The sequence below is a fragment of the Nitrospirota bacterium genome, assembly GCA_040757335.1.
Classification (GTDB): domain Bacteria; phylum Nitrospirota; class Nitrospiria; order 2-01-FULL-66-17; family 2-01-FULL-66-17; genus JBFLXB01.
This window is the reverse complement of sequence record JBFLXB010000036.1, coordinates 18327-32477: the sequence shown is the minus strand read 5'-3', so window position 1 is coordinate 32477 and position 14151 is coordinate 18327. Positions and strand designations below refer to the sequence as shown.

6 protein-coding genes are annotated in these 14151 nt (G+C 64.3%); 1 reads left to right on the top strand and 5 read right to left on the bottom strand.

Annotation, left to right across the window (positions count from 1 at the left end):
- The 5 genes from AB1451_15080 to AB1451_15060 form a co-directional block, all read right to left on the bottom strand.
- Positions 1-7474, bottom strand: a 7474-nt coding sequence (locus tag AB1451_15080) for an HYR domain-containing protein (GenBank protein MEW6684219.1), incomplete at its 3' end; no start/stop codon positions are given.
- Between the two features lie 291 nt (positions 7475-7765).
- Positions 7766-8455, bottom strand: a complete 690-nt coding sequence (locus AB1451_15075) for a hypothetical protein (protein MEW6684218.1) — start codon at positions 8453-8455, stop codon at positions 7766-7768.
- A 168-nt stretch (positions 8456-8623) separates the two neighbouring features.
- A complete protein-coding gene (locus tag AB1451_15070) occupies positions 8624-11149 on the bottom strand; it encodes an Ig-like domain-containing protein (protein MEW6684217.1) in 2526 nt (841 codons plus the stop codon).
- A 121-nt stretch (positions 11150-11270) separates the two neighbouring features.
- Complete coding sequence (locus AB1451_15065; protein ID MEW6684216.1) at positions 11271-12128, bottom strand: choice-of-anchor K domain-containing protein; 858 nt, start codon at positions 12126-12128, stop codon at positions 11271-11273.
- A gap of 2 nt (positions 12129-12130) precedes the next feature.
- Positions 12131-12313 carry a hypothetical protein gene (locus tag AB1451_15060; protein ID MEW6684215.1) on the bottom strand — a complete coding sequence of 61 codons (183 nt, stop codon included), beginning with the start codon at positions 12311-12313 and terminating at the stop codon, positions 12131-12133.
- A gap of 591 nt (positions 12314-12904) precedes the next feature.
- On the opposite strand from AB1451_15060, the gene AB1451_15055 reads away from it, so the two are divergent.
- Positions 12905-14146, top strand: coding sequence for an ATP-binding protein (locus AB1451_15055; GenBank protein ID MEW6684214.1), 1242 nt, complete (start codon positions 12905-12907; stop codon positions 14144-14146).
- The last annotated feature ends 5 nt before the right edge of the window (positions 14147-14151 follow it).

The window sequence follows — 14151 nt, the reverse complement described above, 5'->3', positions numbered from 1 at the left end:
TCAGCGTAGGACCTCCGCCGATCTGCCTCGCCAGCCGCACGCTCAGCCCCTGCGCCGGCTCACTCTCCGGTCCGCCTCCCGGCGCAAACGCCAACAGCCGTGTCACCGTCCCCTCCACCACGCGGCCGCCGGCGGGGAGAATCTCGACCACGGTCACGGTGAAGCTGCCCGTCGTGCGGTTGCCGGCCGCGTCGGCCACGTTGCAGTTCACCGTGGTGGTGCCGACGGCGAAGGTGGAGCCGCTGGGCGGCGTGCACGAAGGCGTGAGCGGGCCGAAGATGCCGTCGTCGGCTTTGGCCGTGTAGTTCACCACTGCGCCGGAGGAGCTCGTGGCCGACGTGGTGATGTTGGCCGGCAGCGTCAGCGTAGGCGGCGTCACATCCTGCACGATCACGGAGCTCTGGCAAGTGCTGCTATTTCCTTCCGTGTCAATCACCGTTATTGTCACTGGATACGTTCCGATACCGAGCAGTGTGCCGGCCGACGGATTCTGCGCGATGATGAGCGCGCCGGGCCAGTTGTCGGTGGCCTGCACGGTGGCGGTCATATCCGGCATCGTGGCCTGGCCGGCAGCATTTGCGCCAAGATTCGCCGGTGTCGCACACGCACTGATCACCGGCGGCGTGAGATCGGTGACGGTGAAACTGACGCTGGCGGAGTTGTTCTGCGGATTGGAATCGCCGGCCAGCATGGCAATGGCCGTGTTGGTGATGTTTACCGGCTGACCCGGCGTGGCCAGGTTACCGACTCGCGTTTGCAGGCCAACCGCAACCTGGGTGTTCGGCCGGAGCCAATCTGTTGAGAAATCGAACTCGCAAGTGAGGACCTGGCCTGCCGCCGTGCACGGTTGGCCGAAGGAGAGAAGCGTCAGACCTGTTGGCAGCGTGTCCCTGACGGTAACCGTGCCGGTAATGGGGTTGGTTCCGACGTTCGCCAGACCGATGCCGAATGCGACCAGGCTCCCATTTTCAGCCTTGCCGTCGGCCTCAGGCACGAGAACGTTCCTGCTGTCCAGGATAAATCTCACGGCTTTTATGATCTGCACGTCCACCGGAGCGGTCACGGTGAGCACAACGGGTGCGGAGAGATCGTTGGTGGCATCCGTATCGCCGGCCGTCGAGACGCTGACCCGGTTATCGAGCCGCACCGGGCCTGGGGAGGCGACGTTCTGGCCCACCTGCGCGACGATGTCCACGGACTCGCTCTGGCCTGGCGCGATGGGCCCGGCACGGACGCAGGTGACGACTTGTCCTGTGGCGCTGCAGCCCGGGGTGCTGCCCGTGTAGGTCAGGCCGGCAGCCAGCGTATCGCTGAGGGCAATGGGCCCCGTGGTCGGGCCGGGGCCGACGTTGGAGGCCGTCAAGCGGAATTGCACCGTGTCGCCGTTGAAGACATCCAGCGCACTCACCTCTGTTTGGAAGAGCCCCGACGTCACAATCGCTTTGGACGCGGCCAGGTTTGGAGCCGGTGCATTGACCGTCAGCGTCGTGTTTCCGCTGAGGCCGCCGTAGGTGGCCGTGATCGTCGTGGCGCCGGGGCTCAGGCCGGCCGCAACGCCATTGGCGTTGATGGTCGCGACGGCCGTGGTGCTGCTCGTCCAGACCACGGCGAACGCAGGTGGCGTCATCCCGCTGACCGATACGGGGGTGTTGGAAGGCGCGTTCGTCCCATCGCCGAGTCGGCCGCTGCCGTTATACCCCCAGCATGTCACCGTGCCGTCGGCCAGCAGCGCACAGGTGTGAAGTTGCCCCGTGGCAATCGCCGTAGCGGTGGAGATCCCGCTGACCGACACGGGAACAGCGGAGGGTGCGTTCGTCCCATCGCCGAGTTGGCCGTAGAAGTTCTGCCCCCAGCATTCCACTGTGCCGTCGGAAGTCAACGCGCATGTATGAAGGTCCCCCGCCGCAATCGCCGTAGCGGTGGAGATCCCGCTGACCGACACGGGAACAGTGGAGAAGGGTGCGTTCGTTCCATCGCCGAGTTGGCCATCGCCGTTACGCCCCCAGCAGTGCACCGTGCCGTCGGCCAGCAGCGCACACGTGTGATCATACCCCGCGGCAATCGCCGTGGCGGTGGAGATCCCGCTGACCGACACGGGAACATTGGACAAGGGCGTGTTCATCCCATCGCCGAGCTCGCCATAGGTGTTATCCCCCCAGCAGTGCACCGTGCCATCGGCCAGCAGCGCACACGTGTGAAATGCCCCCGTGGCAATCGCCGTGGCGGTGGAGATCCCGCTGACCGACACGGGAACATTGGACAAGGGCGTGTTCATCCCATCGCCGAGCTCGCCATAGGTGTTATCCCCCCAGCAGTGCACCGTGCCGTCGGCCAGCAGCGCACACGTGTGAGCGACCCCCGCCGCAATCGTCGTGGCGGTAGACATCCCGCTGACCGATACGGGAACGGTGGAGAAGGGTGCGTTCGTTCCATCGCCGAGTTTGCCATAGGTGTTATCCCCCCAGCAGTGCACCGTGCCGTCGGCCAGCAGCGCACACGTGTGATTATACCCCGCGGCAATGTGGTTGCCCGGGCTGAGCACCCGCGTGGATCCATCGCTGTAGTGCCCGGTGGCCGTGAACGGCTGTATCTGACCGACGGTGATCGTATGATCGGCCGGGGTCACAACGATGGACGTAAGCGTGGGCGGCGCGGTCACGGTGAGCGTGACGGGTGCGGAGAGATCGTTGGTGGCATCCGTATCGCCGGCCGTCGCGACGCTGACCCGGTTGGTGAGCTGAACCGGACCTGGAGCGGCGACGGTCGGGCCCACTTGCACGACGATGTCCACGGACGCGCTTTGGCCTGGCGCGATTGGCCCAGCCAGCACGCAGGCGACGACTTGTCCCGCGGCGCTGCAGCCCGGGCGGGTGCCCGTGTAGGTCAGGCCGGCAGCCAGCGTATCGCTAAAGGTAATGGGCCCGGTGGTCGGGCCGGCGCCGACGTTGGAGGCCGTTACGCGGAAGCGCACCGTGTCGCCGTTGACGACATCCAGCGCACTCACCTCGGTTTGGAAGAGCCCCGATGTGATAATCGCTTTGGACGCGGCCAGGTTTGGAGCCGGCGGCGTCACTGCCGGCGCGTCGGTGACCACGATGTTTTCGTTCACGCCGATCATCGCCGACGGCAGCACAGTGGGCGTGTCCGTGACGATAATCGTCTCCGTGACGTTGATCACCGCGGGGGCGAGGTTTACGCTGAGCACGACCGGTGCGGAGAGATCGTTGGTGGCATCCGTATCGCCGGCCGTCGAGACGCTGACCCGGTTATCGAGCCGCACCGGGCCTGGGGAGGCGACGTTCTGGCCCACTTGCGCGACGATGTCCACGGACTCGCTCTGGCCTGGCGCGATGGGCCCGGCACGGACGCAGGTGACGACTTGTCCTGCGGCGCTGCAGCCCGGGGTGCTGCCCGTGTAGGTCAGGCCGGCAGCCAGCGTATCGCTGAAGGCAATGGGCCCCGTGGTCGGGTCGGCGCCGACGTTGGAGGCCGTCAAGCGGAATTGCACCGTGTCGCCGTTGAAGACATCCAGCGCACTCACCTCTGTTTGGAAGAGCCCCGACGTGACAATCGCTTTGGACGCGGCCAGGTTTGGAGCCGGCGGAGGCGCCAAGAACGGCGACAGGCCAAAGCGCCGGATGCGGTAATTGTTGGCGTCCACCACCAGGATGCGGCCCTGGTTGTCTTCCAGCGGCGTGGCGCCGGGCCCCAAGTATGACTGGGTGGCGAACGTATCGCCGTTGAAGTTGGCCGGCGGATTCGAACGAAAATCGACGTAGCTGGCAATGGTCTGGATGATTTCGTCGTTGGCCCCGGTCACCACGCCGTCCGCGCCGGGCGCGATCCGGCGGATGCGGAAGCCATCGCCTAATAGCAGCGCGCCATCCTGCGCCACGCTCATGTGGTGTACCTGCGCGAGGAACACGGTCGGATCGTTGATGGGCAGGCCGTCGCCGCCGAAGGGTTGCTGGCAATTGGTGTGGCAGCCGTTGATCAGGGTGAGCGTTTCGTCAGCGCTGCCGTCAATGAGACCGTCCGCGCCCGGCGACATGCGCATCAAGTCGGTGCCGTTGCTGATCAACAAATGGCCCTGCGCGTCGAAGGCCAACGCCTGCACTGGCCCGATGGTGGCGAGAGGCGAACCGCTGGCCGGCACGCCGAACGTGCCGTCGCCGGCTATGGTGGAGATGATGCCGGTCGCGCCATCCACGCGGCGGACACGGGCATGTGAACGATCGGCGAGGAGGAGATGGCCCGCGGCATCAAAGGCCATGTTGCTGAGTGAGAGCGCGGCCTGCGCCGCGGGGCCTCCGTCGCCCGAGAATGCACAGTTGCCGTTGCCGCCGAAACTGAACACCCGGTTCTGCGCGAAATCGAGCCTGCGGATGCGGCAGGTATAGCGGTCGAAGAAGACCAGGTCCCCGCCAGGATGGAGCGCTAGTTCCACCGGCTGCCCGATGAAGGTGTTGAAGGGATCGCCGCCGTCTACCAGGTCGTCGCGCAGGTCGCCGCCCGGGCCGTCAATCACGCCCAGGATCTGAATTCCATTTCCGGCCACGGTGGTGACCATATTGGTGTTCAAGTCGAGCTTGCGGATGTACCCGCCGAGCTGCGTGAAATAGAGGACGTTGCGGGCGCGGTCGTACGCGCCGGTTCCCAGATAGCCCAACGGCGTGGACAGCGCGGGACCCGAGACGAAGTCGTCTGACGGATCGCCGCCCGGGCCGTCGACGCTGCCAACGAGGATGCCGTTGCCGGCGATGGTTTCGATGGCTGTCTGCGGCACCTGCGGATAGAAAATGGCGAAGGTGCCCAGGGTATTGGTCCGGCCGCAGAGCTGGTTGCCTTGCGGATAGCCCGCCGTGGTGATGTCGTTCCAGAAGGCCAGTGGCCCGCTCCGGTCAAACTGGTAGAGGCGGATGCTTGCGGGATTGGGGAAGCTCATGCCCCGCGTATCAATGCACACGTCAATGGGCACCACCAACGAGGCGCCGATGTGGGAAACTTCGAAGTACATCGGCGGCGAGCCCGCCTGCAGGTTCGAAGGAACCGGCGGATTCTGGTCCAGGCGCGTGGTCAGGAAGGCCTGGCAGTTGCCGACGGTCGAACCGACGGCGGTGAAGGTGAGCGGCGCGTAGTTGAAGATCCCGGCGTTGGCGGAGCTGTCCACTGGCGCGGCCACGCCGCCGGCGCAGGACACACCAAGCACGTCCACGGTGATGCTGGTGGAGGCGGAGTTGCCGTGGTCGTCCCTCACGGTCACGGTGACCGTCTGCTGCAAGCCGAGCGCGAGCCGCGTCGTCAGGTTGTAGCCAGTCGTCACCGGACTATCGGTAAACGGCCCGCTCCAGGAGTAGGTCAACGGGTCGCCTTCCGGATCGAAGGCTTGGGCGGTCAAATTGAGGGTGACACCGGAGGGTGAGTCCGCGTACAGCACCGGCGTGAAGAACGGAATGAATACGGTAGGCGGCTGGTTGCCCCCGCCCGAACCGCTGATGCCGGTGACTCCGAAGAGCAGCACGTCCTCCTGGCCGAAGGTGGGAGAGTTGTCGGTAGAGCGGTTCATTTCCGTGGTGACCATCGCCACATAGAGATTGTCTGCCCCAAACGTGGCGATGTGCGGGTTCCGCGCAAGCTGCACATTGTCGAGGAACGTGGCCAAGGGGAACGCGGCGTTCACCGGGTCGTACACCAGCAGCAACGGCCGGAGCGGGTTCGGTGCCACCAGGTCATAGGGGCCGGAAAACAGTGGGTTCACCAGGAGGAAAGAGCTATCCGTACTATCCGCCATCAGCGCCACCCAGCCGTTGGGCATCAGGCGCAGCGTGGGGCCGCTTTCGAGCCACGGCAGCAGCGAGGTCGCCGGGCTCTCCACCACCGCAACGCTGGAGAGAAGCTGGTTCGCCGGGGGCTGGGAGAGGTCCAGCACGGAAAGAAAAATGGCGGGGTCATTGAAAGCGTAACCGGGGAAACTGCCGCGCGAGTCGGTGTTTCCGGCCAGGTAAACCAGGCCGGCGCCGTCGAGCGCCAAGGCAATGTCGCGCTCGACATTCGTGCCGCCAAAGAAGGAGGAGTAAGACAGCGAAGCGAGTTCGGCTTGCGTGGGGTCAATCACCATCAGGAACGCATCGCCCGGACTGCAATTCTGGGTGCAGACCGTATCCCCTGGCGACGACTGGAAAGCGTTGTCCGTGAGGAACCCATTCAATCCCCCGTCCGTCTGCCCCGCAATGTATGCCGTGCCGTGGCCGTCAATCTCCAGCGCGGTCGCGTCCACCACATCCGTACCGTCGCCGAGGAACGTGCCGTAGCTGATCTGGCCGGCCGTATCGGTGACGATCAGCAGAAACTGCGCATTCGTCCCGCCGATCGAATTGGGGTCGTCGCACAAGCCAGGGGCTGGGCTGTCTTGGAAACCGCCAGGCAGCGGATAGAAGGTTCCGGAGGTGGCCTCTTGCGAGCACAGGCCGAGAGCGTAGGTGTTGCCGGAACTGTCCACCCGCAATTGGCGGGTGTTTTGCAGCGGAATGTGGAACAGCCGGGTGCGCTGCAGGCTGCCGGCGGTATCAAAGGTTTGCACCACGGTTTGCTGTGGGAGCCCGTTCGGACCGGCAATGGAGACTTCGCCGGTGGGCGCGACGGCCATCGCCTCGCACCCGAGGCTGGCGATGAGCGCGACGAAGTCGTAGTTCACTCCGCCACTGCCGTCTGGGCGCAACTTCGCCAGGTAACAACCGGAACTGCCGGAGCCGGTGAAGAAATCCGGAAACGACTGCCAAAACGGGAACGAAATGGCCGCGCCGCCGCTGACCACGTCGCCAAGACTCCCAAGGATGTAAATGGCGCCGGTGGCGTCGGTCTCCAAGGCGGCAACAGTATCCATCGCGCCCGAGCCGATGTAGGTCGCGAACGAAATGGTGGGGTCGATGACCAGTGGCAGCGCCGGATCATACTGGCCCAGCGTAAAGCGCGCAGTGGAGTCTTTCTCGAGGACAAACCCGCCGCTCACCTCGCGGCGTCCGCTGGCCGCGTCCTGATAGACGACCGGCTTCTTCAGGAGCACGTCTTCACCCGCCACGCGCAAGACCAGATCGCCATTTTCGGCGAGCACGACCTTGTCCTTGTCGGCCCCGGAGAAGGCCAGGCGGATGCGGCCGGGGTCGGCGTGCGGCGCGACGATGAAGTCAAATTCCAGGCGGTCGTGGTCGCCGTGATAAACGGCATCAATGCCGGGATAGACGCCGGTATAGCGCACGCGGCGGAACGTGCGACTCCCGGTGAGCGGGCCCTTGGTCTCGCCGTCCACGTAGTAGATTTTTCCGGGCAGCGGCTCTTCGCCGGAGATTCGGGCCGTGTCGCTGGCTCCGGCCAGTCCCATCCGCAGCACCGCCGGCTGGTCGGCCCGAAGCGCCAACACCGCTTCGTCCTCCGTCAATGCCAGGGCATACCCGTTTCCGCGCGACAGGAACTTCACCCGCGCATCCGTTTGCCCGCGGTTCTCCTCAAAGGACACGGGCAACCGGCCGAGCGGCGCCGCCGTGTGTCTCGTATGCGCGGGAGGCCCGGAGCGCACCTGCGAGGCTGTTGCCGAGGGCTTCGGCGCAGGACCCGCATCCGTGTGGGTCTGGGCGAAGAGGCTTGGAGCTGGCAAGGACCCTATGGCCAACACCGCCGCCAAGAGCACTCTTCGCAACATTTTATGCCCAAAGTTCATCATGCCCCCCTCATGCCGACTCCTGCGCGAGTACACGTTCCCATCCGAGAATCAGGAGAAGCTGATGGTGACGGTGATCTGGACAATTTGTCCCTGCTGCACAGGAACGGGCGGGGACACCTGACGGCTGGTGAAGGGCTGACCGTAGAGGAAACCAGAGCCGCAATTCTGGGGAGCTGCATCAGGGCCGCAGCGGCCAACTTGCGCAGCCACATCAGTTACGTTGCCGGCAGCAGACGCGGTTAAGCTGCCGCTCAAAACTAATGAGCCCGGCCCCCCGGAAACTTGGAGATTCGGGAAGGTGACGGGGGCGATGGCTGGATAGGAGGCGCCGCTTTCGAGAATCACGCACACGGCCGTTGACCCGCCCGGGCACAGTCCGTCAAAGACCAATATTGCCCAGCTCCCCGGTGTGGAGCTGCGCCTCAGGAAGTCTGCAAGATAAATCTGGCCATATTGCGTGAGTGCGTTCTCGAAGTCGCGGCGCTCAACCAATTTGCCGTCCGGGTTGCGGACTTCGATCACCCAGTGGCCGTGCACCTTGATGCCTTCCTGCGGCCCGTGGGCAGGCTGTGCGATGGGCCCAGACTCCGGCGTCGCAGCAACGGGCTTTGCGGCAGCCGTATCTTGTCTCGCCGCGGGCTCCTCCGCCAGCGCGGGCCCCACGCCGAAAAACACAACTGACATCAGCATCAGCAACCCTCGCGTGACTAGCATGCAACTACCGTTCATCGTGTTCATGGCTCCCCCCGTTGTCCATGTCAAAGGCATATCCACTCGCGGCCGAAAAAGTACTCTGACCCCAATGCTTTTCCACCAATGCTTCTCCAATGCTTCTTTCAAGCTTTGCCAGCATGATCGAAGCGTGCGTAGGTTTGCGGGGCGTGTCGTGCGTCATGTCGAATCGCGCTACTCTCGCATCGCCGTGTAACTGAAGTTGTGAACGGTGCGGGTGTTGGTGGCCGTCTGCGTGAAGTTCGCCGCAATCGTCTTGCCGTCCGGGGACACGTCCAGTGGGTTCGTCGTCACCGGGTACAGCAGCCACTGCCAGCCGGTGCCGGGCGCCGGGGTGGTGGTCGTCTGGCCGTTGCACGTGGCGACCTGCGTCGAGTCGATGAAGGTAGTCCCGACCAGAGTTCCAACACGGCGGTCGGGTGTAGCCGCGCTCGTCTTCAGGTCAAGGTTGAAAATGAGCGCGCCGTCGGTGGCGGACACGGTCGTGGTCGGGCCGGTGATCGTCGTCGTGCAGGGCGGAATGGTGGACCGCAGCGTGGACAGCCCGTTTGCACTGCCGGCAATCGGGGCCAAAAACAACACTCCGCCAGCCGCGGTGTCGCCCTGCGGCTCGAACACCAAGTCGGTCCCCCGCGCGGTGTACTCGCTGCTTTGAACGCCGTCGTCGCTGATGATCTGTCGTGTGGCGCTGCCCTGCCACTTCCAGCAGCCGACGTTCGACGCGCTCAACTCAAACGGCGTGTTAGTCGGCAAGGTCACCGGCGCGGCGTTCGGATCGGGGTCGCTGTTGCTGACGATCAGCACCAGCTCTTCGAGCCGCTCTCCCACCTTGTCGCGGCAGAAGTACTTGTCGGCGTCCGCTGTCCAATCCTCCGGCGTGCGCCACTGGCCGCCGATCTTCTTCAGCGCGGTGAGCTTTAAGTGCTGGGCTTGCGGCAGCAGGCCGAGCGGGTTCGACAGCAGCACCGGGCTCACTTCATCGGGGAACGTGAGCCGCTCGTACGCCAGGCTGCGCGGCGCGAGCTTGCCGCCGTTGGCGCTCAGCAGGGCGAGCGTCGTGCGCCCGCCGGCAAGCGTGGTGGGGTTCGCCTGCGCGACGTTGGCCATGCCGTAGTCGTAGCCGTCCCAGCCGCGCAGGTCGGTCAGCACGTTGTCGCGCACGTCGTTCCACAACGCCTTGCCGAACTCCGGCCAGGCGTCCCTGAGATTGCCGCCGACCGCCTTCAAGGCCGCGTCGAGCGAGTCGACGCTGCCGCTGCTTGCCCAGACATCGAACAGCGCCTTGACCGCCGCCGCGCCGTACTTGCGCGCGATGAACTGGAAGTAGATGTAGGTCGAGTAGCCGTTCGTCTTTTCGATCGACTCGCGGTGGCCGCCCTTTAGGTAGTTGATGAAGTAATCGCCGCTGCGGTGGGTCGTGCTCAGTTTCTTGAACCCGTCTTCTTCGTTGTCGGCCGGAAACACGTGGTCGGGCGCCCACTGCGCGGTCCCCTCGTCGATCCAGTCATAGTCGGCGCAGGCGGCGGCCCGATCCATGCCGAACTGGATCGTGTGCGTCACTTCGTGCGTGAGTACGGTGCGCAGCCACCTTTGGCTCAATGCCTTGTCGGCGTTAAATGCAATCGATAGCGGGAGCTTGTTGAGCAGGATATACGCTGGAGTATTCTCGCAGCGGTCAGGGTAAGCCACTGTAGCGCCGAACTCCGCGGCGAGAAGTCCGTCAGTGAGATAGATGTCGACTGCACCATCGCCGCCGTTGCAGGCTTCCGCGGCATCGCTCTGCGCGTGACGCTGCAGCAGGCCCGTCAGTGCCGCGTCGATCTGCTCAATCACCGACGCGCCGTAGTCGAGCAGTGCGTCTTCATTGCCGAACTGGCTGACGGACGCGTATAGGTTGTAGTGCGCAGTGGTCCGGCGCACCAGCAAACCGGCCTGGATGAACGCCGTCACAACCTCCGCCGAGCACAGCGTCGGCGAGCCCGCCTGCACGGCCTGCACGGTCTGCACGGTCTGCGCGGCCTGCACGGCCTCCGCGGTCGCCAGCCCGAGCTGCCGACCAAACCAGCTTTCGGGGTAGATCGGCGGGATGAAGAACGGTCGCAGGATGTCCTGAGTCGCCTGCGACAGCGTGGGCAGCTGTTCGGACAAGAGCCGAAGCGAGACGCCGGCTTGCGGATCGGGTGCGCCGTCGTACTCTGTCGGCAGGCGCTCGTCGCCGAACATTACGTACACGCGATAGACGAGCGCCTCCTCGGCGCTGATGCGCCCGGCGGCCAACGCGGCTGCAATCAGCGATTCGGTGGATGCATCGGGGTTCGGACCGGCGGTCTGCCAGACTTTCACCGTCGCCGACGAACTGCGCGTGCCGTCGGTAGCGGTGATGGTCGCGCTGCCGCGCGCCACCGCCATGACCACACCGTTCGCATCGACCCACGCGACCGTCGGATCGCTCGACGTCCAGGTGACCGTGGAGATCGCGCCGATAGCCGCCAGCGCGCCCTGGCCATCGACCGCGAGACTAACCCGAGGCGGCATGACCTTGAACGGCAGCGCCGATGGGGGCGGCGGCGAGACGGGTGTCGGCTCCGGAGGTTGAGATGGAGGCGCGGACAACGGCGCATCACTGGAGCCGTCGCCGCACGCCGAGAGCAGGCATAACGAGCCCACGCCGAGCATCCGTATCCATCGGTTCATCGTCATTGCCCCCAACTCGCGCACGCACCGTCGCGACCGTCGAACGGACGCCCCCGGACTCTGCAGAACCGAGCGCGAAGGCGATCGCGACCGCGTGCCGCTGGCCGTTGCCGTCTTCCCGTCGCCATCAGCCCAACGCGCCCCTGCAGATCGTCCGTCGGTACGCCAACACGCCGACAAGACCGGATAGCATCAACGTGAATGTGCCTGGTTCCGGCACCGAGGCCCTCGGCGTAGGTTCGATCGCGACGCCGGGGTCCAGAAATCCGCCGCCTGCGGCATTGTCGAATCGGGTGGGAATCAACGAACCGATCCGGCCATAGAAGTCGAAGGTCATGAGGTTACTGCCCGTCGGACTATCGGCGAGCTCATAGGCGCGCGCACTACCTAGGTCCGGGCGACCGAGGAAGGAGATGAAGTCCGCGTTCTGATCCGGTGTCTGGTTCACAAAGTCGTTGGGCGTGATCGTTAGTCTCAGCGAATCTGAGAACACCTGTCCGTTGAGCGCGGGATCGGATGAGACCGTGGTTAACGAAAATCCAAAGGTCGGGTCGGTGAACCAGATCCCGTTCGCGTAGGTAAAGGTTCCGAGCAGAAACTCCTGCCCTGCGATCACATCTTGCGGCGCAGCCGGTGCGAAGCTGAGCAGATTGGGTGTTTGGGGCGTATAGACGGGCGTGGTTCCGGAGAACCCGGACAACGTTGAGTTGCCAAACTCCACCGTGGATATCGGTGACGTGAATGGGGGTATCGACGTGAATGGGAAGGAATCATCGCCAAAGGTCGTGTCGCATCCCGACTCAGGACAGACCACGCTTCCGTTGATGGTCGTTACGAACGACCCCCCAGCCCCAACTACCCCCGAAAACGACGTAAAGCCACCGATGACCGACACCGGTACGGCATTGGCGGCCTGCGCAACGCACACGATCGCCCCAGCCGCCAATGAAGCACTGAGCCTCGACCAGCCAAGATGTCTAGACATGTCTACCCTCCTTCTTTATTTAGATGCACGCGGGTTTCCGATGAGGTCAGAATCGCCAAGAGCCCGTCCAGATCGTGGAATGCTCGTTGTTCTTTCGTCCCGACCTGCTCGGCCACCCCCACTAGACTCGTCGGACGTTCCTTGTTGCGGCGATAGATTCGAATGATGTAGGTGTCACTGTCCATGGGCGGATGCTTCTTCAATGAGAGTTCCACGGGATCTGTCCAACCACCTAGGGGCGTGCGAACGTGAACGACGAGCTGCCTTGGGGTGTGACCGTGCTTCTGTGGATTCTCGGGTTCATCGTTCCTCCCGTGTTTGGCCGTAGAGTGTCCGCACGCTCACTCCAGTTGGGTAATAACCCAGGTCCAGCCGCCTACAGCGCCTCCTAAAACCACATCCGTGACGGTCACGACATCGTTCAATGACGGCCACCTCGCTACCGGCTGGGATCGCCGGCAAGCCGCGGCCAGTGTGACTGGGCGCGAGAATAACAGAGAGAAACTTACAGGTTACTTACCGATTGAGGGGAAAATGAGGGGAAGAATTAAACTTGCGTTGGAAATCGGTGAAACGGAAAACCGGTCTTATCCCTTCTCCCCCGTCTCCCTGTCTCCGTTTTTCCGACGCTCCGGTCAATCTCTTCCGTCTGGTTTAGCTCCCCAGCCAGCCGTTCCGCTGGCTCCGATCCAAAAGAAACGTGTCCGGTTAACCGATGAGCGTACAAGGCAAGCATTCTGATTGTAAATTCGCCATGAGATGGCTAATATATCGCTATGTATCGGAGGAATATCGAAACCGCGCTTCGGGCCGCTCTCTCGGATTCTCCGGTCGTTCTGCTGAACGGCGCGCGGCAGACCGGGAAGACGACGCTCGCGCAGCAGGTGGCGGACGAGCGCGGCGGAGTGTACGTCACCCTTGACGACCCCGCCGTGCTCGGGACGGCGCGCTCGGATCCCATGGCCCTGGTGCGCGGCGGGGACGGCCTGGTGGTGATCGATGAGGCGCAGAAGGCGCCAGAGCTGTTTCCGGCGATCAAGCTAGAGGTGGACCGCAGGCGGCGTCCCGGGCGTTTTCTCCTCACGGGCTCGGCGAATGTCCTCCTTCTTCCCAGGTTGTCGGAATCATTGGCCGGACGCATGGAAATCCTGTCGCTTCTGCCCCTTTCGCAGGACGAAATTGCCGGCCGCACCGAGCGTTTTGCCGACGCGCTATTTTCCCGTGAACCCGCGGCCCTCCACCGCCGCGCGGTGGACCGACTGGACGTATGCCGGCGTCTGATGGCCGGCGGATATCCGGAGGCCCTGACGCGCGAGACCTCGGAGCGGCGCGCGGCCTGGTTCAAAGCCTACGTGGCAACCCTGCTGCAGCGTGACGTGCGAGATCTCGCGCACATCGAGGGGCTGACCGACATGCCACGGTTGCTCGGTCTGCTGGCGGCGCGGTCGAGCGCGCTCTTGAACATGTCCGAGCTGTCACGCTCCTCGGGGATCACGCACTCCACGCTCCGGAGGTATCTCACTCTGCTTGAGGCGACGTTCATCCTTCAACCGTTGCCGGCGTGGTCCACCAATGTGGCGAAGCGTTTCGTCAAGTCCCCCAAGATTCATCTGGTCGATACAGGTCTTGCCGCTCATCTCCGTGGAGACACGGACCCGGAGCGGCTTGCGCAGTCACCTGAGCTTGGCCACCTGCTCGAATCATTTGTGCTGCAGGAGTTGCGCAAGCAGCTCGGCTGGAGCCGGCAATTGGTCTCGCTGTTCCACCTCCGCACCGCCGCCGGGCGAGAAGTGGACATTGTCCTGGAGGCGCCGGGCGGCAGACTGGTGGGTATCGAGGTCAAGGCCGCTGCGACCGTGAGCCGGAGCGACTTCGCCGGCCTCGAAGCGCTGGCCGAGGCGGCCGGGAAAAACTTCGTGCGCGGCGTGCTGTTGTACCTCGGTGAGACCGCGCTGCCTATGGGTGAGACCTTGCGGGCCGTGCCGATGAGTGAGCTGTGGGAGGGGCCTGGCAAGTAACGCGG

What these genes read in the sequence shown, in the direction of transcription:
- AB1451_15075 (MEW6684218.1), bottom strand. Translation starts at nt 8,455, where the DNA reads ATGAACACGATGAACGGTAGTTGCATGCTAGTCACGCGAGGGTTGCTG.
- AB1451_15070 (MEW6684217.1), bottom strand. Translation starts at nt 11,149, where the DNA reads ATGACGATGAACCGATGGATACGGATGCTCGGCGTGGGCTCGTTATGC.
- AB1451_15055 (MEW6684214.1), top strand. Translation starts at nt 12,905, where the DNA reads ATGTATCGGAGGAATATCGAAACCGCGCTTCGGGCCGCTCTCTCGGAT.
- AB1451_15060 (MEW6684215.1), bottom strand. Translation starts at nt 12,313, where the DNA reads ATGGACAGTGACACCTACATCATTCGAATCTATCGCCGCAACAAGGAA.
- AB1451_15065 (MEW6684216.1), bottom strand. Translation starts at nt 12,128, where the DNA reads ATGTCTAGACATCTTGGCTGGTCGAGGCTCAGTGCTTCATTGGCGGCT.